Source organism: Geodermatophilus obscurus, assembly GCF_900115395.1.
Classification (GTDB): Bacteria; Actinomycetota; Actinomycetes; order Mycobacteriales; family Geodermatophilaceae; genus Geodermatophilus; species Geodermatophilus obscurus_B.
This window is the reverse complement of record NZ_FOWE01000009.1, coordinates 40,654-67,215: the sequence shown is the minus strand read 5'-3', so window position 1 is coordinate 67,215 and position 26,562 is coordinate 40,654. Positions and strand designations below refer to the sequence as shown.

At 75.1% G+C, this 26,562-nt stretch carries 24 protein-coding genes; 14 read left to right on the top strand and 10 right to left on the bottom strand.

Annotation, left to right across the window (positions count from 1 at the left end):
• Nucleotides 1-36 precede the first annotated feature (36 nt).
• Together secG and BM165_RS17910 are read left to right on the top strand one after the other, a co-directional pair.
• Complete coding sequence (gene secG, locus BM165_RS17915; protein ID WP_075014921.1) at nucleotides 37-270, top strand: preprotein translocase subunit SecG; 234 nt, start codon at nucleotides 37-39, stop codon at nucleotides 268-270.
• A 164-nt stretch (nucleotides 271-434) separates the two neighbouring features.
• Nucleotides 435-803 carry an RNA polymerase-binding protein RbpA gene (locus tag BM165_RS17910; protein ID WP_432276819.1) on the top strand — a complete coding sequence of 123 codons (369 nt, stop codon included), beginning with the start codon at nucleotides 435-437 and terminating at the stop codon, nucleotides 801-803.
• A gap of 10 nt (nucleotides 804-813) precedes the next feature.
• Here the strand turns inward: BM165_RS17910 and pgl are convergent, their stop codons facing one another.
• From pgl to tkt, 5 genes are all read right to left on the bottom strand, one after another.
• The gene (gene pgl, locus BM165_RS17905) at nucleotides 814-1,644 is read right to left on the bottom strand and encodes a 6-phosphogluconolactonase (protein WP_244274312.1); all 831 of its coding nucleotides are present in this window, start codon (nucleotides 1,642-1,644) and stop codon (nucleotides 814-816) included.
• Nucleotides 1,641-2,828, bottom strand: coding sequence for a glucose-6-phosphate dehydrogenase assembly protein OpcA (locus BM165_RS17900; protein WP_075014919.1), 1,188 nt, complete (start codon nucleotides 2,826-2,828; stop codon nucleotides 1,641-1,643). The genes pgl and BM165_RS17900 overlap by 4 nt, the downstream gene beginning before the upstream one ends.
• Before the next feature lie 37 nt (nucleotides 2,829-2,865).
• On the bottom strand, nucleotides 2,866-4,383 hold the full coding sequence (gene zwf / locus BM165_RS17895; protein WP_075014918.1) for a glucose-6-phosphate dehydrogenase: 1,518 nt from the start codon (nucleotides 4,381-4,383) through the stop codon (nucleotides 2,866-2,868).
• 71 nt (nucleotides 4,384-4,454) lie between these two features.
• Nucleotides 4,455-5,561, bottom strand: a complete 1,107-nt coding sequence (tal, locus tag BM165_RS17890) for a transaldolase (protein ID WP_075014917.1) — start codon at nucleotides 5,559-5,561, stop codon at nucleotides 4,455-4,457.
• 26 nt (nucleotides 5,562-5,587) lie between these two features.
• Complete coding sequence (tkt, locus tag BM165_RS17885; protein ID WP_075014916.1) at nucleotides 5,588-7,837, bottom strand: transketolase; 2,250 nt, start codon at nucleotides 7,835-7,837, stop codon at nucleotides 5,588-5,590.
• A gap of 330 nt (nucleotides 7,838-8,167) precedes the next feature.
• Between tkt and BM165_RS17880 the strand changes: the two genes are divergently transcribed.
• Nucleotides 8,168-9,082, top strand: coding sequence for a heme o synthase (locus tag BM165_RS17880; RefSeq protein WP_083427478.1), 915 nt, complete (start codon nucleotides 8,168-8,170; stop codon nucleotides 9,080-9,082).
• Between the two features lie 160 nt (nucleotides 9,083-9,242).
• On the opposite strand, the gene BM165_RS17875 is transcribed toward BM165_RS17880, so the two are convergent.
• From BM165_RS17875 to BM165_RS26120, 3 genes are all read right to left on the bottom strand, one after another.
• A complete protein-coding gene (locus BM165_RS17875; RefSeq protein ID WP_075014914.1) occupies nucleotides 9,243-9,455 on the bottom strand; it encodes a hypothetical protein in 213 nt (70 codons plus the stop codon).
• A gap of 262 nt (nucleotides 9,456-9,717) precedes the next feature.
• Nucleotides 9,718-10,662: a COX15/CtaA family protein gene (locus tag BM165_RS17870; protein WP_075014913.1), complete on the bottom strand. Its 945-nt coding sequence runs from the start codon at nucleotides 10,660-10,662 to the stop codon at nucleotides 9,718-9,720.
• Nucleotides 10,663-10,702: 40 nt separating this feature from the next.
• A complete protein-coding gene (locus tag BM165_RS26120; protein WP_280140731.1) occupies nucleotides 10,703-10,828 on the bottom strand; it encodes a hypothetical protein in 126 nt (41 codons plus the stop codon).
• 44 nt (nucleotides 10,829-10,872) lie between these two features.
• Between BM165_RS26120 and BM165_RS17865 the strand changes: the two genes are divergently transcribed.
• The 11 genes from BM165_RS17865 (at nucleotide 10,873) to BM165_RS17815 (ending at nucleotide 22,414) form a co-directional block, all read left to right on the top strand.
• A complete protein-coding gene (locus BM165_RS17865; RefSeq protein WP_075014912.1) occupies nucleotides 10,873-13,410 on the top strand; it encodes an ATP-dependent Clp protease ATP-binding subunit in 2,538 nt (845 codons plus the stop codon).
• A 95-nt stretch (nucleotides 13,411-13,505) separates the two neighbouring features.
• Nucleotides 13,506-14,351, top strand: coding sequence for a helix-turn-helix transcriptional regulator (locus tag BM165_RS17860; RefSeq protein ID WP_075014911.1), 846 nt, complete (start codon nucleotides 13,506-13,508; stop codon nucleotides 14,349-14,351).
• Nucleotides 14,348-15,790 (top strand): Fe-S cluster assembly protein SufB, encoded by a 1,443-nt coding sequence (gene sufB, locus BM165_RS17855; RefSeq protein ID WP_075014910.1) that lies wholly within the window; start codon nucleotides 14,348-14,350, stop codon nucleotides 15,788-15,790. The genes BM165_RS17860 and sufB overlap by 4 nt, the downstream gene beginning before the upstream one ends.
• Nucleotides 15,790-17,100, top strand: coding sequence for a Fe-S cluster assembly protein SufD (gene sufD, locus BM165_RS17850; RefSeq protein ID WP_143108218.1), 1,311 nt, complete (start codon nucleotides 15,790-15,792; stop codon nucleotides 17,098-17,100). The genes sufB and sufD overlap by 1 nt, the downstream gene beginning before the upstream one ends.
• 2 nt (nucleotides 17,101-17,102) lie before the next feature.
• The gene (locus tag BM165_RS17845; RefSeq protein ID WP_075014909.1) at nucleotides 17,103-17,465 is read left to right on the top strand and encodes a non-heme iron oxygenase ferredoxin subunit; all 363 of its coding nucleotides are present in this window, start codon (nucleotides 17,103-17,105) and stop codon (nucleotides 17,463-17,465) included.
• A gap of 15 nt (nucleotides 17,466-17,480) precedes the next feature.
• Complete coding sequence (gene sufC / locus BM165_RS17840) at nucleotides 17,481-18,284, top strand: Fe-S cluster assembly ATPase SufC (RefSeq protein ID WP_075014908.1); 804 nt, start codon at nucleotides 17,481-17,483, stop codon at nucleotides 18,282-18,284.
• Nucleotides 18,281-19,612 (top strand): cysteine desulfurase, encoded by a 1,332-nt coding sequence (locus BM165_RS17835; RefSeq protein WP_075014907.1) that lies wholly within the window; start codon nucleotides 18,281-18,283, stop codon nucleotides 19,610-19,612. The genes sufC and BM165_RS17835 overlap by 4 nt, the downstream gene beginning before the upstream one ends.
• Nucleotides 19,612-20,085 (top strand): Fe-S cluster assembly sulfur transfer protein SufU, encoded by a 474-nt coding sequence (gene sufU / locus BM165_RS17830; RefSeq protein WP_075014906.1) that lies wholly within the window; start codon nucleotides 19,612-19,614, stop codon nucleotides 20,083-20,085. The genes BM165_RS17835 and sufU overlap by 1 nt, the downstream gene beginning before the upstream one ends.
• Nucleotides 20,082-20,462, top strand: a complete 381-nt coding sequence (locus tag BM165_RS17825) for a metal-sulfur cluster assembly factor (protein WP_075014905.1) — start codon at nucleotides 20,082-20,084, stop codon at nucleotides 20,460-20,462. The genes sufU and BM165_RS17825 overlap by 4 nt, the downstream gene beginning before the upstream one ends.
• 113 nt (nucleotides 20,463-20,575) lie before the next feature.
• On the top strand, nucleotides 20,576-21,154 hold the full coding sequence (locus BM165_RS17820) for a GNAT family N-acetyltransferase (RefSeq protein ID WP_208976793.1): 579 nt from the start codon (nucleotides 20,576-20,578) through the stop codon (nucleotides 21,152-21,154).
• A 69-nt stretch (nucleotides 21,155-21,223) separates the two neighbouring features.
• The gene (locus BM165_RS17815) at nucleotides 21,224-22,414 is read left to right on the top strand and encodes a site-2 protease family protein (RefSeq protein WP_075014903.1); all 1,191 of its coding nucleotides are present in this window, start codon (nucleotides 21,224-21,226) and stop codon (nucleotides 22,412-22,414) included.
• Nucleotides 22,415-22,428: 14 nt separating this feature from the next.
• Here BM165_RS17815 and BM165_RS17810 read toward each other — a convergent pair whose 3' ends face one another.
• Complete coding sequence (locus tag BM165_RS17810) at nucleotides 22,429-24,297, bottom strand: SCO7613 C-terminal domain-containing membrane protein (RefSeq protein ID WP_075014902.1); 1,869 nt, start codon at nucleotides 24,295-24,297, stop codon at nucleotides 22,429-22,431.
• A gap of 46 nt (nucleotides 24,298-24,343) precedes the next feature.
• On the bottom strand, nucleotides 24,344-26,539 hold the full coding sequence (locus BM165_RS17805; protein WP_075014901.1) for an SCO7613 C-terminal domain-containing membrane protein: 2,196 nt from the start codon (nucleotides 26,537-26,539) through the stop codon (nucleotides 24,344-24,346).
• Nucleotides 26,540-26,562 lie beyond the last annotated feature (23 nt).

Here is a 26,562-nt window from a genome sequence, read left to right as displayed (position 1 = left end):
CCGGGACCGGTCGGGGCACCGGTTACGCTGGACGGCATGGTCGAGCTCGTCCTCAACGTGTTGCTGGGTCTCACCAGCGTGCTGCTGGTGGTGCTGATCCTGCTGCACCGGGGCAAGGGCGGTGGCCTGTCGTCGATGTTCGGCGGCGCGGTGTCCTCACAGCTGTCCGGGTCCTCGGTCGTCGAGAAGAACCTCAACCGGCTCACCGTGTTCACCGGGCTGGTCTGGACCATCTGCATCGTGACGCTGGGCATCCTGCTCAAGGTCTGAGGAAGGACCCCGGCGCCCCCCACCGCTCGCACGCTCGCGGCGGGCCCCTGCGCCGGGGCCGTTCCAGCACGTCACCACCCCGCGCTGCCCGCAGGTCAGGGCGAAATCGTGATCGAGGGAACACCCTCCAGGCCCTAGACTGCGCGAACGGTGCGGTCAGCGCCGTGCAGGTCGGTCTTGAGGGGGCGCTCGTGGCTGGTGGCAACGCGATCCGGGGGACCCGGGTCGGTGCGGGTCCGATGGGAGAGGCAGAGCGCGGCGAGTCCGCGCCCCGGCACAGGATCGGCTACTGGTGCAGCCAGGGCCACGAGACGCGGGTGGCCTTCGCCACCGACGCCGAGATCCCCGACCTCTGGGACTGCCCGCGGTGTGGCCAGCCGGCCGGCCAGGACGCCCAGGCGCCGCCGCCGGTGCCGCGCACCGAGCCGTACAAGACCCACCTCGCCTACGTCCGCGAGCGCCGCAGCGACGCCGACGGCGACGCCCTCCTCGAGGAGGCCCTGGCGAAGCTCCGCGCTCGCCGCGGCGCCTGACGACCGGCCGCTAGCCGCCTGCGCCCGGCAGGCGGCTGGCGGCCGCGGCGTCGAGCAGCCAGCGGGTGGCGCGGCGGCCGCACGCACCGGCCGCCGGTACGTCGAGCGGGTCGGCCCCGCCGAGGGCGCTGGCCACAGCGTCGGCCTTGCCCTCACCCGCCACCAGCAGCCAGACCTCCTCGGCGCTGCCGATCGCGGAGAAGCCCAGGCTCACCCGCGTCGGCGGGGGCTTGGGGCAGTCCCGCACGGCCACCACCGGACGGTCGTCGGACGCCGCGGGGGAGTGCGGGAAGATCGACGCGACGTGGCCCTCGGGCCCCATCCCGAGCAGCAGCACGTCCAAGCGCGGCAGCGGCCCCTCGGCCCCCGCGTCGCGGGCCGCGTCGGCCAGGGTGCCGGCGTACCACTCGGCCGCCTCCTCCGGCTCGGCGAAGCCGGCGTCGGAGGCCGGCATGGCGTGCACGCGCTGCGGCGGCACGCCGACCCGGTCCAGCAGCGCCTCCCGGGCGCCCTTCTCGTTGCGCTCGTCGTCGTCGGCGGGGACGAACCGCTCGTCTCCCCACCACACGTCCACGGCGGTCCAGTCGACGTCCTGGCCGGGCGCCGGCTCCTCGGCCAGCCCGGCGACGTGCCGCAGCACCGCGGTGCCCACCCCGCCGCCGGTGAGCACCACCGACGCCGTCCCGTGCACCGCCTGGGCGGCGGCCAGCCGGGCCACCAGCGCCGCGGCGACCGCCCGCGCCAGCATCTCGGCGTCGGGCTCGACGACGACGTCGGGGACGGGACCGTCGGACCACTGCCCGAGCAGCTCGACGATGCGGTCGCCGGGGGTGAGGCTCACCGGACCGCCCCGGGCTCGGCGGCGGGCTCGGGTGCGGATGCCGACTCGGGAGCGGTCGGGTCGGGGGTGTCGTGCTCGCCGGACAGCGCCACCTCGTCGGTGCCCTCGGAGGTCGGCGGCACGGTGGGGGCCTCCCCGTGCGGGCTGTTCTCCTCGACGGAGCCGGTGTCGACCGGGGAGCCCGGGCCGTCCGGCTGGGCCGGGTCGACCCACACGTGCGCGCGCAGCGGCGCGCGGTCGACCAGGCCGCTCACCCCGGTGGTGACCTCGAGCGCCTCGGCGTAGGGCTCGTCGGGGTCCAGCCGCCGCAGCTCCTCGCCGAGCAGGTCGCCGAACGTGCGGTCGGGCAGCGCCACGGTCGCGTCGGGCCGGTAGGGCTGGCTGATCACCGCGCCGCCCCGCCGGTCGGCGTGCACGCGCACCTCCTCGTCCTGGTCGAGCTCGAGGACGACGGAGTCGACGCCGCTGGGGCCGGTGTGCCGAGCGGCCTGCACGACCTCCAGCCGGGCGCCGGCGCGCGACTCGACCCAGCCGGCCAGCAGCTGGGCGGTGGCCGCGCCGGGGTCGCCCTCGATGCGCCCGCCCAGCACCCGGACGGCGTCGCCGCGCCGGCCGGAGACGGAGTCCAGCGCCGAGGTGAGGGTCGCCCGCCAGCCGGTGGCCCGCGTCCAGGCCAGGTCGGTGTCGCCGGGCGCGTAGTCGTGCGCGCGGGTGCGCAGCGCGGTGAGCTGGTCGGCGGCGACGGTGCTGTCGGTGATCCGCCGGTCGGCGATGACCGCGAGCGCGTCGGTGGTCAGCTGGCTCGGCGGGTCGCTGTGCCACCACGTCACCACGGGGGCGTCGGCGGCCAGCAGCGGCAGCACCACCGACTCCGCGTGCAGGGCCAGCCGCCCGTACATGCGCATGACGACGGCCTCGCCGGGGCCCAGCCGCCCGCCGATGGACACCTCGGCGTCCAGGCGGGGCAGGGGGGCGTCGATCTGCCGGCGCACCACCACCAGGATCCGGCAGGGGTGCTGCTCGGCGGCGGCGGTCGCGGCCTCCTCCGCCTCGACCACCCGGGCCTCGTCGGCGACGACGACCAGGGTCAGGGCGACGCCGGAGAGCACCGCCCCGCCGGTCCGCCGCTGGGCGGCCAGCTCCTTCACCACGGCCGAGCCGGTGGTGTCCCACAGGGTGGTCACGACGTCTCCTCGTCTCGGACGGTCCGGGGCCCGCGGGTCACGGGCGCCGCCACCGGCGGCCCTCCGCGGCGAGCATGTCGTCGGCGGCGCGCGGGCCCCACTCCCCGGCGCGGTAGGGCTCGGGGGTGCTGCCGGACCAGAACTCCTCCAGCGGGTCGATGACCGCCCAGGACGCCTCGACCTCGGCGTTGCGGGGGAACAGCGTCGCGTCGCCGAGCAGCACGTCGAGCAGCAGCCGCTCGTAGGCCTCGGGGCTGGTCTCGGTGAACTGCTCGCCGTAGAGGAAGTCCATGGACACGTCCCGGACCTCCATGACGCTGCCCGGCACCTTCGACCCGAACTTGAGGGTGACCCCCTCGTCGGGCTGCACCCGCACCACCAGCTGGTTGTTGCCCAGCTCCTCGGTGTCGGTGTCGGCGAAGGGCAGGTGCGGCGCGCGCTTGAACACCAGCGCGATCTCGGTGACCCGCCGCGGCAGCCGCTTGCCGGTGCGCAGGTAGAACGGCACGCCCGCCCAGCGGCGGGTCTCCACGCCCAGCCGGACCGCCGCGTAGGTCTCGGTGGTCGAGGTGTCCTCCACGCCCTCCTCCTGCCGGTAGCCGCGGGCCCGCTGGCCGGCCAGCCAGCCCTGCTCGTACTGGCCGCGGACGGCGAAGGTGCGCAGGTCCTCCGGCAGCGACACCGCCCGCAGCACCTTGAGCTTCTCGGTGCGGATCTCGTCGGCGGAGAACTCGACCGGCTCCTCCATGGCCGTCAGCGCCAGCAGCTGCAGGAGGTGGTTCTGCAGCACGTCGCGGGCGGCGCCGGTCTTCTCGTAGAAGCCGGCGCGCCCGCCGATGCCGACGTCCTCGGCCATCGTGATCTGCACCGAGTCGACGTGGTGGCCGTTCCACACCGGCTCGAACAGCTCGTTGGCGAACCGCAGCGCCATCAGGTTCTGGACGGTCTCCTTGCCCAGGTAGTGGTCGATGCGGAAGACGTCCTCGGCGCTGAACACCGAGTCGACGAGCTCGTTGAGCTCCCGGCTGGAGGCCAGGTCGGTGCCGAAGGGCTTCTCGACGACGACGCGGCGCCACCGGTCGGGCGTGCTCTCGGCCATGCGCGTGCGCTGCATCTGCTTGAGCACGACCGGGAACATCGCCGGCGGGATCGACAGGTAGAACGCCGCGTTGCCGCCGATGCCGTGGCTGCCCTCCAGCTCGTCGAGGGTGGCGGCGAGCTGGTCGAAGGCGTTGTCGTCGTCGAAGGAGCCCTGGACGAAGCGGACGTTGCCGGCCAGCCGCTCCCACACCTCCTCCCGCCACGGGGTGCGGGCGGCGTTGCGGGCGGCGTCGCGGGCCAGCTCCGCGAAGTCCTGGTTCCCCCAGTCCCGCCGCGCGAAGCCGAGCAGCGCGAAGTTGGTCGGCAGCAGGCCCCGGTTGGCGAGGTCGTAGACGGCCGGCAGCAGCTTCTTGCGCGCGAGGTCGCCGGTGATGCCGAAGACGACGAGCGCGCAGGGCTCGGGCACCCGCGGCAGCCGACGGTCCCGCGGGTCGCGCAGCGGGTTGGGGATCACTGGTCCTCCTCGGGGGTGCTGGGGCCGGCGCCCGGGTCGGCCCTACCCCGCGGGTCAGCCGGGTGCACCGGTCACGCCTTGTCCTCCAGCTCGCTCCTGACCGACGCGGTCAGCTCGTCCCAGGAGTCGACGAACTTCTGCACGCCCTCGTCCTCGATGACCCTGAAGACGTCGTCGAGGTCGACGCCGGCGTCGGCGACGGCCTTCATCACCGCGGCGGCCTCGTCGTAGGTCTTCTGCACCGGGGTGCCGGGGCTGCCGTGGTCGGCGTAGGCCATGAGCGTCTTCTCCGGCATCGTGTTGACCGTGCCGGGGGCGATGAGCTCGCTGACGTAGAGGGTGTCCGGGTAGTCCGGGTTCTTCACGCCGGTGGAGGCCCACAGCGGGCGCTGCGGGCGGGCGCCCTTGGCCTCCAGCGCCTTCCAGCGGTCGGAGGAGAAGACCTCCTCATAGGCCTGGTAGGCCAGCTGGGCGTTGGCCAGCGCGGCCTTGCCCTTGAGGGAGGGGTCGGCGCCGGCCTTGTCCAGCCGCTTGTCGATCTCCGTGTCGACGCGGGACACGAAGAACGACGCCACGGACGCGATCTGGGAGAGGTCGGCGCCGTCGTCCTCGGCCAGGCGCTGCTCCAGACCGGACAGGTAGCTGTCCATGACGGCGCGGTAGCGCTCGGGGCTGAAGATGAGGGTGACGTTGACGCTGATGCCGCGGGCGATCGACGTCGTGATCGCGGCCAGCCCCTCCTCGGTGGCGGGGATCTTGATGAAGAGGTTCGGCCGGTCGACCAGCCACCACAGGTGCGCGGCCTCCGCGGCCGTCGCGTCGGTGTCGTGCGCCAGGCCCGGAGCCACCTCCAGCGACACCCGGCCGTCGCCGGGCTGCCGCTCGGCGACCGGCGCGAGCAGGTCGCAGGCGTCGCGGACGTCGGCGGCGGTGATCGTGCGCAGCGCCTCCTCGACGCTCACCTTGCGCACGGCCATCGCGTGCAGCTGGTCGTCGTAGGAGTCCGACCCGCTGATCGCCGCGGCGAAGATGGTCGGGTTGGTGGTGACGCCGACGACGGAGTGCTCGTCGACCAGTGCCTGCAGGTTGCCGCTGCGGATCCGGTCGCGGGACAGGTCGTCGAGCCAGACGGCGACCCCCGCCTCGGACAACTGCGCGAGCTTCTCGTTCTGTGCCATGACCGTGCCTTCCGTTGGGGCGGGATTCACCTGTCGCCGGTGGGGTGGGGGAGGCCGCCGGTGGCCGCGACGGGCCCGGCCGGGACGGCGGTGCCGGAGCGGGCGGCCTCGAGGCTCTCCCGGGCGGCGGTGACGACGGCCTCGTCGGTGAGGCCGAACTCCTCGTAGAGGACGGAGTAGGCGGCGCTGGCGCCGTAGTGGGTGAGCCCCACGATCCGGCCGGCGTCGCCGACGAACTCCCGCCAGCCCATGGGCACGCCGGCCTCGACGCTGACCCGGGCGCGGACGGTGGGCGGGAGCACCTCGTCCTTGTAGGCCTGGTCCTGGTCGGCGAACCACTCGACGCAGGGCACCGAGACCACGCGCGTGGGGACGCCGTCGGCCTCGAGTCGCTCGCGGGCGGCGACGGCGATCTGCACCTCCGAGCCGGTGCCCAGCAGGATCACCTCGGGCTCCCCGTTCGAGGCGTCGGCCAGCACGTAGGCGCCGCGGGCGGTGCCCTCGGCCGGGGACATCTGCGAGCGGTCGAACACCGGGAGGTTCTGCCGGGACAGCAGCAGGCCGGCCGGGCGGTCGTTGTTCTCCAGGATGGTCCGCCAGGCGACGGCGACCTCGTTGGCGTCGGCCGGGCGGACGACGTCGAGGCCGGGGATCGCGCGCAGCGCGGCGAAGTGCTCGATCGGCTGGTGCGTCGGGCCGTCCTCGCCGAGGCCGATCGAGTCGTGCGTCCACACGTAGGTCACCGGCAGCTGCATGAGCGCGGCCAGCCGCACCGCGCCGCGCATGTAGTCGCTGAAGGTGAGGAACGTGCCGCCGTAGACGCGGGTGCCGCCGTGCAGCGCGATGCCGTTCATGATCGCGCCCATGGCGTGCTCGCGGACGCCGAAGTGCAGCGTGCGGCCGTAGGGCCCACCGCTCCACATCTTCGTCTGGCGGTCCGACGGCAGGAACGACGGCTCGCCCTCGACGGCGGTGTTGTTGCTCTCCGCGAGGTCGGCCGACCCGCCCCACAGCTCGGGCAGCGCGGGGTAGAGCGCGGCGAGCACCTTGCCCGACGCCTTGCGGGTGGCCACGCCCTTGGGGTCGGCGTCGAAGGTGGGCAGCTGCTCGACCCAGCCCTCGGGCAGCCGGCGCTCGCCCATCCGGGCCAGCAGGTCGGCGCGCTCGGGGTTCTCGGCGGTCCACGCGTCGAAGCGCTGCTGCCACTCGGCGTGCGCCTGCTTCCCGGCGTCGACCACCGAGCGGGCGTGGGCCAGCACGTCGTCGTCGACCTGGAAGGTCTGCTCGGGGTCGAAGCCGAGGACCTCCTTGGTGGCGCGCACCTCGTCGTCGCCGAGCGCGGAGCCGTGGGCTGCGCCGGTGTTCTGCTTGGTCGGCGCCGGCCAGGCGATGATCGTCCGCAGCACGATGATCGACGGGCGCGACGTCTCGGCCTTCGCGGCGGCGAACGCGGCGTCGACCGCGGCCAGGTCCTCGCCGTCGTCGACGTGCTGGACGTGCCAGCCGTAGGCCTCGTACCGCCGGCCGACGTCCTCGGTGAAGGCGACGGTGGTGTCGTCCTCGATGGAGATCCGGTTGTCGTCGTAGACGAGCACCAGGTTGCCGAGCTTCTGCGTCCCGGCCAGCGAGCAGGCCTCGGCGCTGACGCCCTCCTCCAGGTCGCCGTCGGAGCAGAAGGCCCAGATGGTGTGGTCGAAGAGGCTCTCGCCCTCGGGGGAGTCGGGGTCGAGCAGGCCGCGCTCGCGGCGGGCGGCCATCGCCATGCCGACGGCGTTGCCGACGCCCTGGCCCAGCGGGCCGGTCGTCGTCTCGACGCCGGGGGTGTGGTTGACCTCGGGGTGGCCCGGGGTCTTCGAGCCCCAGGTGCGCAGCGCCTGCAGGTCCTCGACCTCGAGGCCGTAGCCGGCGAGGAACAGCTGCACGTAGAGGGTCAGGCTCGAGTGGCCCATGGACAGCACGAAGCGGTCGCGGGCGACCCAGTTCGGGTCGGTGGGGTCGTGGCGCAGCCACTTGTGGAACAGCAGGTAGGCGGTGGGCGCCATGCTCATCGCGGTGCCGGGGTGGCCGTTGCCCACCTTCTGCACGGCGTCCATCGCGAGCACCCGGGCGGTGTCGACCGCGCGGCGGTCGAGGTCACCGAAGCCGTCGGGGAGCGTGGGGTGCGGCTGGCGCGGGTCGCCGGTCGGCGTGTCGGTGGCCGCCTCGGCCGGTGCCTCCGCGGCGGTGCTCCTCGTCCCGGAGCTCTCGGCCGCCGAGCTGCTGGTGTCACTGGTCATGTCGGACGGTGCTCCTCGGGGTCTGCCGGTGCGGGTCCGTCCGGGGACCGGTGTCCCGTGCTCCCGGGCGGGCGACGCGGGCACGGCGTGCGGCTGGGCCCGGTGCGTCCCGGGGGCTCGCTGACCCGGGACGCTCCGTCGTCGGCGACGGCCGTACCCGCACTCCACGCGGCGTCAACGTGATCAGACCCTAGTCATGCTCGAAGGGCGGCGGGGTGCCCGCGGGATACAGTGGGAGGCGTTCATCCCCCGGTTCGAAGGGACCCCCGTGCTGTCTCCGTGCCCGGTGGTGTCCCGCCGCCCGTGCGTGCGCGCGGCCGAGGCCGCCCGGTGACGACGCTCTCCGAGCGCCCGGTCGTCTCGCCCCGCCGCGTCACCGACGTGGTCGGCGCCTACGTGGCGCTGACCAAGCCGAAGCTCGTCGAGCTGCTGCTGGTCACCACCCTGCCCGCGATGATGCTCGCGGCCGGTGGCTGGCCGTCCTGGCGGCTGGTGGGGGCCACCCTGGTCGGCGGCATGTTCGCCGCCGGGGCCGCGAACACGGTCAACTGCTGGTTCGACCGCGACATCGACCGGCTGATGTCGCGCACGCGCAACCGGCCCATCCCGTCCGGCGCGGTGTCCCCGCGGGCCGCGCTCGTCTTCGGCGTCGTGCTCGCCGTGGCGTCGCTGGCGCTGCTGTGGCTGGAGACGACGCCGCTGGCCACGGCCCTCGCGGCGATCGCGATCCTGGCCTACTCCGTCGTCTACACCATGGTGCTCAAGCGGCGGACCCGGCACAACACCGTGTTCGGCGCCTTCCCCGGGGCCGCGCCGGTGCTGATCGGGTGGGCCGCGGTGACCGGCTCGCTGGCGTGGCCGGCCCTGGTCTTCTTCGGGATCGTCTTCTGCTGGCAGATGCCGCACTTCTGGGCGCTGGCCAGCCGGTTCCGCGAGGACTACGCCCGCGCGGGCGTGCCCATGCTGTCGGTGGTCGCCGGCCCGGAGAGCGTCGGCCGGCAGTCGGTGGCGTGGGCGTGGGCGACGCTGGGCGCGACCCTCCTCATGGGGTCGATCACCCCGGTCCTCGGGTGGGCCTTCGCCATCGGCGGCGGTGTCCTGGGTGCCTGGTACGTCGTCGAGTCCTCGCAGTGGCTCGGCCGCATCCGCGCCGGCGTCCCGGACCGCCCGATGCGGCTGTTCTCGGTGTCGATCACCCACATGACGCTGCTGTCCATCGCGATCGCCGTCGACGTCCTCGTCTGACCCCTCCCGGCGGCAGGCGTCGGGCTCCCGCACGAGCCGCCGGTGGCCGAACCGCAGGACCACCCAGCCCTGCGCCGCGAGCGCGACGTCACGCCGGGTGTCCCGCTCCCGCGCCTGGGTGATCCGTGGAAGGCGGCACCGTCGAGCTCGACGGCGATCCTCAGCTCCGGGATCGCGCCTCGAGGTGGACGGTGCCGAACGGCAGGACCACCGGGTGCTGCCGGACCGTCCTCGGCATCCCGGGGGCGCACAGCAGGTGGCGCACGCCCCAGATCTCGAGCTCGCCCTGGCAGCCCGAGGCCACCAGTCCGACGAGCTCCCGCAGTGCCGCCCGGCCCGGCAGCGCCGGACAGCGGCGCTGCTCGGCCGACACCTCCGCGGGCGGGTCCCGTGCGCGGCGGCGAGCGCGCGGGTGCGCCACTCGTGCGCCCGCTCCGGGAGGACGACGACACCGGGATGGGGCCGCAGCAGCCTGCCCGCGGCCACCCACACGCCGATGCAGTGCCGGTCGACCACCCGTCCGAGGTCGGCGGTCCGGGCGACGCCGTCCGGTCCGAGCGGGGCGACGAGGTCGTGGGTCACGACGGGCAGGGTGCACACCGCCCTCCCGGGCGGAACCCCGGGCGGCCCCGGCGTCAGCGGGCGGCGGGCACCTGGGTGGCGGGAGCGTCGAGGGGCTGCTCGGTGGCCGGGCCGCGCACCGACCAGGCCAGGCGCGCGGTGTAGACGGTCACCAGCACCGCGCCGAGCATGTGCAGCAGCACCAGCACGACCGGCAGCTGGGTGAAGTACTGCACGAAGCCGACCACGCCCTGCAGCAGTTGCACGACCAGCAGGTCGCGGACGGCCCGGCGCACCCGGCCGGGGGCCTCCATCGCGTACAGCGCCACCAGCAGCGCCACGGTCAGCCCGACGAGCAGGAACACGGCGTCGGCGTGCAGTTGGCTGACCGTCTCGGGGTCGAAGCCCATGCGGTCACCGGTCGGGACGTCGTCCTCGTCGACGTCGCCGCTGTGCGGGCCGCTGCCGGTGACGATCGTGCCCAGGACCAGCACCACCGCGGTCACCGCGGAGATCCCGCCGACCAGCAGCGCGATCGGCCGGCGCACCAGGAGCCGGCCCACCCCGGGCTCGCGGGAGCGCAGCCACAGGACGGTCGTCAGCGCCACGAGGACGGTCGACACGAGGAAGTGGACGGCCACCGTCCACGGGTTGAGGCCGGTGAGCACCGTGACGCCGCCGATGGCCGCCTGCACGGGGATGCCGAGGAACGCCAGCACGGCCAGCGGCCGCAGGTCGCGGCGCGGGGACCGCCACACCGCCACCAGCACCGCGATCGCCACCGCCGTGAGCACGAAGGTCAGCAGCCGGTTGCCGAACTCGATGAGGCCGTGCCCCGCCATCTCCGGCGTGGTGACGAAGCTCTCCTCGGTGCACCGCGGCCAGGTGGGGCAGCCCAGGCCCGAGCCGGTGAGCCGGACCACGCCTCCGGTGACCACGATCGCGCCGTTGGCCACCACGTTCGCCAGCGCCAGGCGGGTGACGGCGGTGGCGGAGAAGGAGCGGGGCAGGACCTGCACGGCCCGATGCTAGCCGCGCGGACGGAGGGTCCCGGTTCGCTCAGGGCGGATCCCCGACGGGAAGCGCGGCCGGGGTCCCGGCGCTGACCAGGACGCGGGCGGCGGGCGCGCCGGTGACGGTGCGCCTGCCCGGGTAGAGGAGCCCCAGCGGCAGCTCAGCGGGCATCCCCGGGTGCCCCGCCGACGACCCACCGATCCTGGACGTGAGGCATGACCACCCCCTTCTTCCCCGGCTCCTACGGGAGCCCGTTCGACGACTTCTTCGCCCGCTACCTCGGCGGGGAGCAGCGCGTGCCGCGCCAGCGCGTCGACATCACCCAGTTCCTCAGCCAGCAGGCGCGCGAGCTGGTCAACGCCGCCGCGCACCACGCCGTCGCCACCGGCAGCGCCGACCTCGACACCGAGCACCTGCTCCGGGCCATGACCGCCGACGAGACCACGCGGGCCTTCCTGTCCCGCTCGGGTACCGACCCCGACCGGCTGCGGGCCGAGCTCGACGGCCTGGCCCTCCGCGGTGAGCCGCGCGACGAGGCGCCGTCCCTGACGCCGGCCGCCAAGCGCGCCCTGCTCGACGCCCACCGGGTCTCGCGTGCCCTGGGCAGCACCTACATCGGCCCCGAGCACCTGCTGTTCGCACTCGCCGTCAACCCCGAGTCCCCGGGTGGCCGGGTGCTGCGCGAGCACGGCGTCACCCCGGAGGCCCTGCAGCAGGCCGCCACCGGGGGCCCCCAGCCCGGCGGCGGGCGCCCCGGCGGCCCCGGCCAGGGCCCGCAGTCGAGCACCCCGACCCTCGACGAGTACGGCCGCGACCTCACCGAGATGGCGCGCAACGGCCAGATCGACCCGGTGATCGGCCGCGAGTCGGAGATCGAGCAGACCGTCGAGGTCCTGTCCCGGCGCCGGAAGAACAACCCGGTGCTCGTCGGCGAGGCTGGCGTCGGCAAGACGGCGATCGTCGAGGGCATCGCCGCGCAGATCGTCGAGGGCGACGTCCCGGAGACGCTGCGCGGCCGCCGGCTGGTCGAGCTCGACCTCACCGGCCTGGTCGCGGGCACGCGCTACCGGGGCGACTTCGAGGAGCGGCTCAAGAAGATCATGGACGAGATCCGCGAGCACTCCGACGAGGTGATCGTCTTCATCGACGAGCTGCACACCGTCGTGGGCGCCGGCGCGTCCGAGGGCTCCGGCGGCGCGGGCAACATGCTCAAGCCGGCGCTGGCCCGCGGCGAGCTGCACGTCATCGGCGCGACCACGCTCGACGAGTACCGCCGCAACATCGAGAAGGACGCCGCCCTGGAGCGCCGGTTCCAGCCGATCCTGGTGTCCGAGCCCTCGGTCGAGGACACGGTGCAGATCCTCTGCGGCCTGCGCGACCGCTACGAGGCCCACCACCAGGTGCGCTTCACCGACGACGCCGTCCGCGCCGCCGTCGAGCTCTCCGACCGCTACGTGGCCGACCGGCACCTGCCGGACAAGGCCATCGACCTCATCGACCAGGCCGGGGCCCGGGTGCGCCGGCGGGTCAAGACCCCGCACACGGACCTGCGGAGCCTCGAGCAGGAGGTCGACCGGCTGCAGCGGGAGAAGGACCAGGCCGTCGCCGCCGAGCAGTACGAGCGCGCCGTCGAGCTGCGTGACCAGCTCGCGCAGGCGCAGGCCCGCCTGGAGGAGGCCCGCGGCGGCGGCCGGCCCGGCGTCCCGGAGGTCGGTGTCGAGGACGTCGCCGAGGTGGTGTCGCGGCAGACCGGCATCCCGGTCAGCCAGCTCACGCAGCAGGAGATGCAGCGGCTGCTGCAGCTCGAGGAGCACCTGCACCGCCGGGTCGTCGGCCAGGACGACGCCGTCCGGGTGGTCGCCGAGGCGGTCCGCCGCTCCCGCGTCGGGCTGGGCGACCCCGGCCGGCCGATCGGCAGCTTCCTGTTCCTCGGCCCCACCGGCGTCGGCAAGACCGAGCTGGCCCGGGCGCTGGCGGAGGCGCTGTTCGGCGACGAGGACCGGATGGTCCGGCTGGACATGAGCGAGTTCCAGGAGCGGCACAGCGTCAGCCGGCTGGTCGGGTCCCCGCCCGGGTACGTCGGGTACGAGGACGCCGGCCAGCTCACCGAGGCGGTGCGCCGCCGCCCGTACTCGGTGGTGCTGCTCGACGAGGTCGAGAAGGCCCACCCCGACGTCTTCAACACGCTGCTGCAAGTGCTCGACGACGGCCGGCTCACCGACTCCCAGGGCCGCACCGTCGACTTCACCAACACCGTGCTGGTGATGACGAGCAACCTCGGCTCGGAGCTCATCCAGGGCCGCAACGCCCCGCTCGGCTTCGGAACCGGGGACGCCGCGGCCGCCGACGCGGGGCTGCGCGACCGGCTGCTGCGGCGGCTGCGCGAGTCGTTCCGGCCGGAGTTCCTCAACCGGATCGACGAGATCGTGGTCTTCCAGCAGCTGGAGAGCGAGCAGCTGCAGCAGATCACCCGGCAGCTGCTCGAGGAGACCCGCCGCCGGCTCTCGGCCCAGGACATCGCGGTGACCTTCACCGACCAGGCCGTCGCCTGGATCGCCGAGCGCGGGTACGAGCCGCAGTTCGGCGCCCGGCCGCTGCGCCGCGCCATCCAGCGGGAGGTCGACAACGCGCTGGCCAGGCTGCTGCTCGACGGCCGGCTGGCCGCCGGCCGGCACGTCGTCGTGGACGTCGCCGACGGTGCGCTCGACCTCCGCGTCGACGCTGCCGAACCGGCCGCCGCCGGCCCGGTGTGATCCGCCTCACCGGGCTCCTGACCTGCGCGGTCAGGGGCCCGGTGGGTTAGGGCGGCCTTCCTTGCGGGCCTCCCGAAATAGGTCACAATCGTGTTGTGGAAAGCAGCGCGGGGCAGGTGGGGACGGTGCGGGCCGACGACGTCCGCACGCGTGACCGCGTGACCGCGCTGCTGCTCGAGCACGGCCCGCAGACCGCCAGCGAACTGGCCGCCCGGCTCGGGATCAGCCCCGCCGCGGTGCGCCGCCACCTCGACGCCCTCGCCCTGCGCGGGCGGGTCGAGGAGCGTAGCACCGCGGGCGCGCAGCGGGGGAGGGGCCGGCCCGCCCGGCGCTTCCACCTCACCGACGCCGGCCGCTCGGGGTTCGCGCACGCCTACGACGACCTCGCGCTCACCGCGCTGCGGCACGTCGCCGCCTCCGGTGGCCCCGACGCCGTCCGCGCCGTCGCCGAGGCCCAGCTCGCCGGCCTGGAACGGCGGGCCTCCGACGCCGTCGCCCGCACCGCCGGGGCGTCGGTCGACCGGGCCCGGGCGCTCGCCGAGGCGCTCACCGCGGAGGGTTACGCTGCCTCGGCCTCCGCGATCGCCAGCGGCGGGCAGTTGTGCCAGCACCACTGCCCGGTGGCGCACGTGGCCGCGGAGTTCCCGCAGCTGTGCGAGGTCGAGACGGCGGTGATCGGCCGGCTGGTGGGTACGCACGTACAGCGGCTGGCGACCATCGCCCACGGCGACGGCGTCTGCACCACCCACATCCCCGGGCCCGCACGGCCGGGGACGGTGCCGGTCGGCAGCGGCCGGGACCACACCCGCACGGGGAACACCGCGGACCCCGCGCGCCCTGTACCAGGTGAGCGAGCAGCGCGGGTCGTCCCACGACGACCGGGCCCCGCACCGTCCACCAGCAACACCCCCACGAACGACCGGGAGAGGACGCCCGCATGACCAGCACCCAGCAGCCGGTGACCGGCACGCCGCTGACGCAGGACGAGCAGATCGAGCAGCTCGGCCGGTACCAGTACGGGTGGGCCGACACCGACGTGGCCGGGTCCTCCGCCCGCCGCGGCCTGTCCGAGGACGTCGTCCGCGACATCTCGGCGCGCAAGAGCGAGCCCGAGTGGATGCTCGAGCGCCGCCTCAAGGCCCTCAAGCTCTTCGGCCGCAAGCCCATGCCCGACTGGGGCTCGGACCTCTCCGGCATCGACTTCCAGAACATCAAGTACTTCGTGCGCTCCACCGAGGCCCAGGCCGCCTCGTGGGAGGACCTGCCCGACGACATCAAGAACACCTACGACAGGCTCGGCATCCCGGAGGCGGAGAAGCAGCGCTTGGTCTCCGGCGTCGCCGCGCAGTACGAGTCCGAGGTCGTCTACCACCAGATCCAGAAGGAGCTGGAGGACCAGGGCGTCCTGTTCCTCGACACCGACTCGGCCCTCAAGGAGCACCCGGACCTGTTCCGCGAGTACTTCGGCTCGGTCATCCCCTCCGGCGACAACAAGTTCGCCGCGCTGAACACGGCGGTGTGGTCGGGCGGCTCGTTCATCTACGTGCCGAAGGGCGTGCACGTCGAGATCCCGCTCCAGGCCTACTTCCGGATCAACACGGAGAACATGGGCCAGTTCGAGCGGACGCTGATCATCGTCGACGAGGGCGCCTACGTGCACTACGTCGAGGGCTGCACCGCGCCGATCTACAAGTCGGACTCGCTGCACTCCGCGGTCGTCGAGATCATCGTCAAGAAGAACGCGCGCTGCCGGTACACGACCATCCAGAACTGGTCGAACAACGTCTACAACCTGGTCACCAAGCGGGCGATCGCGCACGAGGGCGCGACCATGGAGTGGGTCGACGGCAACCTCGGCTCCAAGGTCACCATGAAGTACCCGGCGGTCTGGATGACCGGTGAGCACGCCAAGGGCGAGGTCCTGTCCATCGCCTTCGCCGGCGAGGGCCAGCACCAGGACGCCGGCGCCAAGATGGTGCACGCGGCGCCCAACACCTCCTCGACCATCGTGAGCAAGTCGGTGGCCCGTGGCGGCGGCCGCACCTCCTACCGCGGCCTCGTGCAGATCGACGAGGGCGCCCACGGCTCGAAGTCGACGGTCAAGTGCGACGCCCTGCTGGTCGACACGATCAGCCGGTCGGACACCTACCCCTACGTCGACGTCCGCGAGGACGACGTCGCCATGGGCCACGAGGCGACCGTCTCCCGGGTCAGCGAGGACCAGCTCTTCTACCTGATGAGCCGTGGCCTGTCCGAGGACGAGGCCATGGCGATGGTGGTGCGCGGGTTCGTCGAGCCGATCGCCCGCGAGCTGCCCATGGAGTACGCCCTCGAGCTCAACCGGCTCATCGAGCTGCAGATGGAAGGTGCCGTCGGCTGATGACCGACCCGAACACCACGAACCTCACGACGGAGTCCGCCACCCTCGCCGGGGAGCTGTTCGCCCCCGGCGTGGGTGCGCAGGCCGGGCCGCCGACCATCCCGGCCGAGGGCACCGGCACCGCCGGGCAGGCCGCTCCGGGGGCGCACTCGCACGGTGGTCCGGCCCCGACCGGCTCCCCGGCCGAGCGGTTCACCTCGACCGACCCGGACGCCTTCGGCGTCGTCACCGGTCGTGAGGAGGAGTGGCGCTTCACCCCGATGCGCCGCGTCCGCCCGCTGCTGGAGGGTGCCCCCTCCGACGCGCACCTGGAGTGGACGACCGACCTGCCCGAGGGTGCCGAGCTGACCAGCGTCGACGCCGACGACCCGCTGCTCAAGGGCCTGCCCGAGCCGGTCGACCGGCTCGCCGCGCTCGCCCGGCAGCGCAGCGGCGGCGCCGCCGTCGTCCGCGTGGCCGCCGAGGCGCAGCTCGACCGCCCGGTCACCCTGGGCCTGGCCGGCACCGGGTCCGACGAGGTCGTGTGGGGCCAGCTGGTCGTCGAGGTCGGCGCGTTCGCGAAGGCGACCGTCGTCCTCGACCACAGCGGCCTGGCCCGCTACGCCGGCGGTGTCGCCGTCGTCGTCGGTGACGGCGCGCAGGTGCGGGTCGTGTCGGTGCAGGACTGGGCGCCCGGCGCGGTGCACGGCGGCCAGTTCGACGCCGTCGTCGGCCGCGACGCCAGCTACGCGCAGGTCGTGGTCACCCTCGGCGGCGACCTCGTCCGGCTGGTGAGCAACGTGCAGTACTCCGGCCCCGGCGGGACCGCGGAGCTGTTCGGCGTCTACTTCTCCGACGAGACCCAGCACCAGGAGCACCGGCTCTGGGTCGACCACGCGGTGCCCAACTGCCGCAGCAACGTGCTCTACAAGGGCGCGCTGCAGGGCGAGGGGGCGCGCACGGTGTGGGTCGGCGACGTCCGGATCCGGCCGGCGGCCACCGGCACCGACACCTACGAGCTCAACCGCAACCTGGTGCTCACCGACGGCGCCCGCGCCGACTCGGTGCCCAACCTGGAGATCGAGACCGGCGAGATCGCCGGCGCCGGCCACGCCAGCGCCACCGGCCGGTTCGACGACGAGCAGCTGTTCTACCTCTGCTCCCGCGGCATCGATGCCGAGACCGCCCGCCGCCTGGTGGTGCGCGGCTTCTTCGCCGACGTCGTCGCCCGGATCGGCGTCGACGCCCTGCAGGACCGGCTGATGCGCTCCATCGAGACGCGCCTCGGCGCCCTGCCCGGGCTCGACGAGCAGCCGGTCGAGGTGGCCTGAGCATGGCCTTCGAACGGGTCTGCGGGCTCTCCGACGTCCCCGACGGCGGTGCGCTGCGCCTCGAGCTCGACGAGGTCGACGTCGCCGTCGTCCGCTACGAGGGCCGGGTGTACGCCCTGACCGACCTCTGCTCGCACGCCGAGGTCCCCCTGTCCGAGGGCGACGTCGAGACCGTCGACGGCGTCCCCACCATCGAGTGCTGGCTGCACGGGTCCTGCTTCGACCTGCGCACCGGCGAGCCCACCAACCTGCCGGCGACCGAGCCGGTCGACGTCTACCCGGTCCGCGTGGAGGGGGAGGACGTGCTCGTCGACATCGACGGCGACGCGGCCTCCGCCGACCTCCCGCTGGCGTCGGGCAACTGAGGAGCGAGAAGAGAAGTGTCGGTTCTGGAGATCCGCGACCTGCACGTCACGGTCGGTGAGGGCGACGACGTCAAGGAGATCCTCCGCGGCGTCGACCTGACCGTCCGGTCGGGCGAGACCCACGCGATCATGGGCCCCAACGGGTCGGGCAAGTCCACCCTGGCCTACTCGATCGCCGGACACCCCAAGTACACGATCACCGGCGGCACGGTGACCCTCGACGGCGAGGACGTCCTCGCGATGAGCGTCGACGAGCGCGCCCGCGCCGGCCTGTTCCTCGCCATGCAGTACCCGGTCGAGGTCCCCGGCGTCTCGGTGTCGAACTTCCTGCGCACCGCCGCCACCGCGGTCAAGGGCGAGGCCCCGAAGCTGCGCACCTGGGTCAAGGACGTCCGGACCGAGATGACGGCGCTGGAGATGGACCCGGCGTTCGCCGAGCGCAACGTCAACGAGGGCTTCTCCGGCGGTGAGAAGAAGCGCCACGAGATCCTGCAGATGCGGCTGCTCAAGCCGAAGATCGCCGTCCTCGACGAGACCGACTCCGGCCTCGACGTCGATGCGCTGCGGGTCGTCTCCGAGGGCGTCAACCGCACCCGCGAGGAGGGCGACGTCGGCGTCCTGCTGATCACCCACTACACGCGGATCCTGCGCTACATCAAGCCCGACTTCGTGCACGTGTTCGTCGCCGGCCGGGTCGTCGACGAGGGCGGCCAGGAGCTGGCCGACAAGCTCGAGAACGAGGGTTACGCCGCCTACGTCAAGGACTCCAACGAGCAGGCGAGCGCCGAGAAGGCCGCCACGGAGGTCGCTCGCGCATGACCCAGACCGTCTCGCGTCCCGCTGCCGGGGCGCGGAAGCAGCCCCTGCCGCTGGACGTCGAGGCGATCCGGGCGGACTTCCCGATCCTGTCGCGCACCGTGCGCGACGGGAAGCGGCTGGTCTACCTCGACTCCGGCGCCACCTCGCAGAAGCCCCGCAGCGTCCTCGACGCCGAGCGCGACTTCTACGAGAACCACAACGCCGCCCCGCACCGCGGCGCCCACCAGCTCGCCGAGGAGGCCACCGGCCTCTACGAGGCGGCCCGTGCGCGCATCGCGGAGTTCATCGGCGCCGCCGTCGAGGAGGTGGTGTTCACCCGCAACACCACCGACGCGATCAACACCGTCGCCTACGCGCTGTCCAACGCCGCGACGGCGAAGGAGCCGTCCTTCCGCCGGTACGCCGTCGGCCAGGGCGACGAGATCGTCGTGACCCAGATGGAGCACCACGCCAACCTGGTGCCCTGGCAGCAGCTGTGCGAGCGCACCGGGGCGACCCTGCGCTGGCTGGGCCTCACCGACGACGGCCGGCTCGACCTCACCGACCTCGACACGGTCGTGAACGAGCGGACGAAGCTGGTCGCGGTCACCCAGCAGTCGAACATCCTGGGCACGATCAACCCGCTCGAGGCGATCGTGGCCCGGGCGCACGCCGTCGGTGCGCTGGTGCTGGTCGACGGCGCCCAGTCGGTGCCGCACCAGCCGGTCGACGTCGCCGCCCTCGGCGCGGACTTCCTGGTGTTCTCCGGGCACAAGATGCTCGGGCCCACCGGCGTCGGCGTGCTGTGGGGCCGCTACGAGGTGCTCGACGCGCTGCCGCCGTTCCTCACCGGCGGCTCGATGATCGAGGTCGTGCGGATGGAGGGCAGCACGTTCATGCCCCCGCCGCAGCGCTTCGAGGCCGGCGTGCCCATGACCGCGCAGGTGGTCGGGCTCGGCGCCGCCGTCGAGTACCTGCAGGCGCTCGGCATGGAGAACGTGCAGGCCCACGAGGAGGCGCTGACCGCCTACGCGCTCGAGCAGCTGCAGGCGATCCCCGGCGTCACGGTGATCGGCCCGCCCGACACCGTCGCGCGCGGGGGAGCGATCTCCTTCACCGTCGACGGCATCCACCCGCACGACGTCGGCCAGGTCCTCGACGACCACGGCGTCGCCGTCCGGGTCGGGCACCACTGCGCCTGGCCGGTGGTCCGCCGCTACGGCGTCCCGGCCACCACCCGGGCCACGTTCTACGTGCACACCGGGTACGACGACGTCGACGCGCTCGTGGAAGGTGTGCGGGCGGCGCAGCGTTTCTTCGGAGTGACGCCGGAGGAGGCAACCGCCTGATGCAGCTGCAGTCGATGTACCAGGACATCATCCTGGACCACTACCGCAACCCCCACGGCCGCGGCCTGCGCGACCCGTTCGAGGCCGAGGTGCACCACGTCAACCCGACCTGCGGGGACGAGGTGACGCTGCGGGTGCACCTCGACGGCGAGACGATCGCCGACGTGTCCTACGAGGGCATGGGCTGCTCGATCAGCCAGGCGTCGGTCTCGGCGATGTACGACCTCGTCGTCGGCCGCCCGGTCACCGAGGCGCTGGCCACCGGCGAGTCGTTCGTGGCGCTCATGCAGTCGAAGGGCGACCCGGCGGTCGCCGAGCGGCTCGAGGACGAGCTCGAGGACGCCGTCGCCTTCGCCGGGGTGTCGAAGTACCCCGCCCGCATCAAGTGCGCGCTGATGAGCTGGATGGCCCTCAAGGACGCCTCCGCCCGCGCCCTGGCGGCTCCCACCACTGTCACCGGAGGACAGGCATGAGCGAGACCACCGAGAACCAGACGCCCGAGCTCCCGGCCTACAAGACGGCGCTGCTCGAGGACCTCGAGGAGGCCATGCGCGACGTCGTCGACCCCGAGCTGGGCGTCAACGTGGTCGACCTCGGCCTCGTCTACGGCATCGACGTCGCCGACGACGGCAGCTCGCAGGTCGCCGTTCTCGACATGACGCTCACCTCCGCGGCCTGCCCGCTGACCGACGTCATCGAGGACCAGGCCCGTCAGGCGCTCACCGGAGGCCCCGGCCCCGGCCTCGTCGACGACATCCGGATCAACTGGGTCTGGATGCCACCGTGGGGCCCGGACAAGATCACCGACGACGGCCGCGAGCAGCTGCGCGCCCTCGGCTTCCGCGTCTGACGAAGGACCCGGCTGCCCCCCACGACACCCTCCGCGCGCCGTGGGTCCCTGCAGCCGCGCCGTTCCATCCCCTCACCGGGTTGCTCGACCGGCTGGCCGCGGGGGAGACCCCAGTGGCCGACGCGAGCGTCCTTCGACTGCCCGCGCCCTCCGGGGCGCGGGCAGTCGTCGTCGGGGGGAGTGCCTGGCACGTCGTCGCCGCCGACGTCGACCCGGCGTGGGTGGCCGCGCAGGTGGCGCACGACCCGCTGGCCGCGCCGCTGGGCGCCCGGTTCCTGACCGCGCTCGCCGACCGGGTCGGCGCGGAGCCGGGGTCGCTCGACGCCGTCCTGGTGGCGCCGCCTCCGGCCGCGGGTCCGGGACCCGACCTCGTGCCGGCCTCGGTCGCCCACCCGCGGGTGGACCGGGCGCGGGCGCACCGCAGCGACGTCCGGGTGTGGACGACGGCCGACGGCGCCGGTGTGCTGGTCCTCGGCCGCGGGGTCGCCGGGCGGTGGGAGGTGAGCCTCGAGGTCGACCCGGTCGCGCGCGGTCGCGGCCTGGGCACCGCCCTGGTCGCCGCGGCTCCCGCGTTGGTGCCCGGCGGCGGGCCGCTGTGGGCGCAGGTCGCGCCGGCGAACACCGCGTCGCTGCGGGCCTTCCTCGCCGCCGGATACCGCCCGGTCGGCGCCGAGGTGCTGTTCGGCCCCTGACCGGCGCACGTTGCCGGTGGTGCACCACCGGGTAGGGCGCCAGTGAACTCGACCCCGAGGAGCACCCGCATGACCGAGACCTTCCGTCTGGGCCGCATCGCCGGCATCCGGGTCGGCGTGAACGCCAGCGTCCTGGTGATCGTGGCGATCATCGCCGCCGGCCTGGCGCTGGGCCGGTTCCCGCTGGTCCTGCCCGGCCGCAGCGGGCTGGCCTACGCGGCCGCCGCGCTCGTCGCCGCGGTGGCCTTCCTCGCGTCCCTGCTGGCCCACGAGCTGGCGCACGCCCTGGTCGCCCGCCGCAACGGGGTCGAGGTGGAGGGCATCACGCTGTGGCTGCTGGGCGGGGTCGCCCGGCTGCGCGGGGGCGCCCGGACGCCCGGCGCGGAGTTCCGCATCGCCGGGGTCGGCCCGCTGACCAGCCTCGTGCTGGCCGCGCTGTCCATGGGCGTCGCCGTCCTCGCGCGGGCGGCCGGCGCCGACGGGCTGCCGGTGGCCGTCCTCGACTACCTCGCGGTCATCAACCTCTCGCTGGCGCTCTTCAACCTGGTCCCGGCGGCCCCGCTCGACGGCGGCCGGCTGCTGCGGGCGCTGCTGTGGTGGCGCCGCGGGGACCCGTGGTCCTCGGCGGTGACGGCGTCGCGCGCCGGGCGGCTGTTCGGGTTCGCGCTGATCGCGCTCGGCGCCCTCCAGCTGGTCACCGGCCGCGGGCTGGGTGGGCTGTGGCTGGGTCTGATCGGCCTGTTCCTGGTCAACGCCGCGACCGCCGAGGAGCAGCAGGCCCACGTCTCGGCGCGACTCGGCGGGCTGCCGGTCGGCCGGGTGATGAGCGGCCCGGTGCTCACCGCCGACCCCGACCAGCCGGTCGAGCGATTCCTGCACGAGGTCGTGCTCGTGCACCGGTTCAGCACCTACCCGCTGGTCGGCCTCGACGGCGCCCTGGCCGGCCTGGTCACCCTCAACCGGCTGCGGGCGGTGCCGCCGGGCGCCCGGGCGACGACGCGGCTGCGCGACGTCGCGTGCCCGCTGTCGGAGATCCCCGTCGCCCGGCCCGACGAGCCGCTGCTGGACCTGCTGGGCCGGATGCAGGGCTGCACCGACGGCCGCGCGGTCGTGGTCGACGGCGGCCGGGTGGTCGGCGTGGTGTCCCCGAGCGACGTCACGCGGACCCTGCAGCTGACCGACCTGGCCGCCGCCGGCCGGCACCCGACCGCCGGCGGCGGGGCCGACGTCGACCCGGGGCAGGTCGCCGGCCCGCGCTGAGGCGCGCGAGCGGGTCAGCGCAGCTCCGACAGCCGGGCGCTGAACCCGGCCACCGGGCGCAGCTCCCGCCGCGCGCCGCCCGCCAGCAGCGCCAGCCCGACGACGAGCACCCAGGCCAACGGCTGCGGCAGGGCGAGGACGGCCAGCCCGACCGCCAGGGCCACCGCCGTCACCGCGCCGGTGGCCAGCGGCGCCCTGACGGCCCCGCGCGCCCCCAGCGCCATCGCCGCCGCGGCCGCGCCGAGGACCAGGACCGGCCGCAGCGCGCCGGGCTGCAGCACCGCCGCGACCGTCGAGGGCGCCGACGCGACCACCAGTCCCGGACCCCACGCCGGCCAGGACGGCCCGTCCAGCAGCCGAGGCCCGGCGGCCAGCAGCAGCCCGGCGGCGAGCGGCAGGGTCCACGCCTCGACCACGGTCGCGCCGTGCAGCGCGGCCTGCGTCCACGCCGCGGCCACCAGTTCGGCCGCCCCCACCCGCCAGGAGGCGGCCGCCTCCTCGGCGTGCGGCTCGCTCCTGAGGGCCGCTGCCCAGCAGCAGGTGAGCACCCCCTGGACGGCGAGGTGCACCACGAGCTGGGTCCAGGCGGCGTCGACGGCGAGGACGACGAGCGCCGCGCCGGCGCAGACCCCGCCGACCGTGCCCGTCGGGCCGCGCACGTCGGCGGACATCCCGGGTCGCACGGCCAGCGTGCCCGCGAACAGGGCGGTGAGCGCCACCGCGGAGGCACCCGGGGTGAGCAGCCCTGCGGGGACGGCCAGGAGGGCCGCCCCGGCCAGGCAGCCCGTCGCCGCGGGAGCGGCCGTGGGCCGGTCGTCGCGCCGCACCACGGCCACGAGCGCCGCGGGCAGCGCGGTGAGCAGCAGCAGCGACACCAGCGCCTGCCAGCGTGCCGCCGCGGTCAGCTGCACGACGGCCAGCGCCAGCAGGACGCTCCCGGCCGCCACCGCGGCCGGGAGCAGGAGGCCGCGGCGCCAGCCCGACAGCGCGGCGGCCGCGGCGCTCATGAGCAGCACACCCGACCAGCCGGCGAGGGGCAGGGTCCACGGGCCATCGGTCGACAGCGCCGCACCGACCGCGCCACCGGCGACGAGACCGGAGGCGACCGGGACGACCCGCGGCGGGCCGAGCAGCGGCTCCACCGACCGCTCAAGCCGGACCACCAGCAGCGCCGCCGCCACCGCGACGGTCAGCCCGGCCGGCACCCACCGGGCCGGCCCGTCGGCGGTCGCGGCCGTGACCAGCCCGCCGCCGACACCGGTGACCAGCCAGGGCGCGGTGGTGACCAGCACGACGCGGGCCAGCGGCGGCCGGGCGGCCGGCGTGACCGCCAGCCCGACGATGGCGACGCCGAGCAGCAGCGCTGTCTGCGGCGCCCCGCCGTCGACCAGGTCCAGCGCGCGGAGGGCCGCCACCTGCACCGCCACCCAGGCGGCCAGCGGCCAGCTCAGCGGGGCGGGGAGCAGGACCCGGACGCTGAGCAGCACGGCTGCCGTCACCAGCGCCGACAGGGGGCCGCCGTCGAGCGGCCCGTCACCGGCGGCGGCGCCGGTGAGGGCCAGCGCGGCCGCGACGGCCGCGCACGCCTCCTCGGTGCTGCCCAGCCGCCTGCGCGCCGCCAGCGCCGACGCGCAGGCGGTGACCAGCGCCAGCGTCAGGACCCCCGCCCGGGCGGCGTCACCGGCCAGCGCCGGCCCGGCCAGCCCGACGGCCACCACCAGCACCACCCCCACGGCGAGCAGCACCTGCGGCGGGCGCAGCCGCGACTCCAGGGACGGCTCGGGGGACGGCTCGAGGGACGGCCGGCGAGCGGCCGTGGTGACCGGCTCCCCGACCGGTGGCGGGCCGGGGTAGGGGAGCGGCGGGCGGGGCGTGTCGTCCATGCCCGCCCCCCTCCGCCGGTGCTGCACCGCCCACGCTAGGGCGCGGTCAGTGCATCTGCGCGACCCAGGCCACCGCCTCCCGCGCCTGCTGGCGCCGGCGCTCGTAGGTGGCGCCCACGACCAGCAGGACGAGGCCCGCCGTGGCCAGGGTGACCCAGCGCGGCACCAGCGGCGCGTACGGCGCCAGCCGCCCGAGCACCACGACCACCAGCGCCCCGGCGCCCAGGACGAAGGGCGCCTGCCGGTGGGTGAGCGCGCCGGCGACGGTGAGCGCGGCCGCCGCGGTGACGACGCCGGCCAGCCGCAGCGCCGTCGGCTCGGCCACGACGACGAGCGCCGAGGGCAGCAGGGCGACCGCCAGCGCCGGACCCTCCGCGGCCCAGGACGCCGCACCCGACCGCAGCGCCGGGATCGCGAAGAGGGCGAGGCCGACGGCGGCAGGCAGCGTGTAGACCTCCGGCGTGCGGATGTCGGCACCCGCCGCGGCGATCCACCCCGCGAGGACGAGGTCGGCCACCGCCAGCGCCGCCACCGGCCGCCGGCCGGTGACGAGGGCGTAGCAGCCGGCGGCGGCGCCGACGACGACGAGGTCGACGGCCATCTGGCCCCACGCGCCCACCTCGGCGGTGACCAGCCCCGCCACGGCGCCGGCGACCGCGCCCGGGGCCGCCGCGGTGAACTCCTCGGGCGTCCCGGCACGCAGCAGGGCCACGCCGAACGCCGTCGCACCGACGATCGCCAGCAGCAGGCCGGTGGCCGGCGCGTCGACCAGCCCGCCCTCCCGCGCGGTCAGCACCGCCAGGCCCACCGCGGCGAACGCCGCGGCCGTCGCGGCCGGACGCACCGGCGCCCGCAGCACGGCGGCCAGCACGGCGGGGACCGCGGCGGCGAGGACCAGCGCCGCGAGCACGTCGTAGCGGTCGGCGTCGGCCACCACGGCCGCGCCCGTCCCCGCGAGGACCGCACCGGCGGCCAGGCCGGCACCGAGCACCGGACCGGCGACACGCTCCGGGGTGCACGCGGACAGCAGCACCAGGCCCAGCGCGGCCGCGGCCACCCCGCCCGGCACGCCGAGCCCCGACAGCGACCCGGCGAGCGCCGCCGCCGCGATGCCCGCCGCGAGTGCGGCCGGCGGGCGGGTGTCGGTGTGCGCGGCGAGCCGGGGCTGCCGGAGGAGCGCGACGGCGGCCGCGCCGGCCGCCGTCAGGACGGCGGTCGTGAGCCAGGAGTCCAGTGGCGTGCCCACCCAGGTCAGGAGCAGGCCGAGCAGGACGGCGGGGACGGCGACCAGGACGGCCAGCGTGAGCGCGACCGGCACCAGGGCCGGGCGCAGCCACCGGACGACGAGCACGTCGCCGAGGACGGTCGCCACCAGCACGGCGACGCCCGCCGCGCCGTCGGCGAGGTCGGCGGGGAGCAGCAGCCACCCGGCGGGCTGGGCGGCCAGCAGCGCGACGAGCGGCCAGGTGACCGTGCTGCGCGTCGCGCGGCCGAGGGCGAGGGAGGCGGCGACGACGGCGACGCAGGACAGCCCCGTCCACAGCTGTAGCGGAACGCGGTCGGCGCCGAACAGGCCCAGTCCGTGGGCGGCGCCCAGGTCGACCGCCAGCAGCGCGGCGCCCGCCGCGGCCAGCGCCTCCTCGGTGGCCCGCAGCCCGCGCCGGGCGGCGAGGGCGGAGGTGGCGCAGGCGGCGGCGGTGACCGTGGCCATGACGGCGGCCTGGAAGGTCACGCCCAGTCGCGTCCAGGCGACGGCGACGAAGGCGATCGCCGCGGCGACCACCAGCAGCGCACCCAGGCCGAGCAGCACCTGCTGGGGGCTGAGCCGGCGCCGCGGGGCCGGCGGCGGGCCGGGCGGCGGTGCGACCGGGGGAGGCGCGAGCGGGGGAGGTGCGAGCGGGGGCGGTCCGGCCACGGGCGGCCCCAGCGGCGGCCCCCACGGCGGGTGCTCGGCGACCGGTGCCGCGGGCGGGCGGGCCACGCGGGCGACCACCGGGACGTGCGCCGGGGCGAGGGGACGGGCGGGCGCGGTGCGGGCGGCCTCGCGCAGGGTGGCCACCAGCGCGTCGCGCTCGCGGGCGAACTCGTCGATCGTCGCCGCGAGCCGGGCCACCACCGTGGCCGCCTGCGACACGGCGGGCAGCCCGCACGTCGGGCACGGCGCGGGCGCCGGAGCGGCCGGCGTGCCGCAGACGGGACAGGGCGGTGCCCAGGTCGGCGGGGTCCACGTCGCATCGGGCATGGCGGGGATCGTGACGTGTCCGC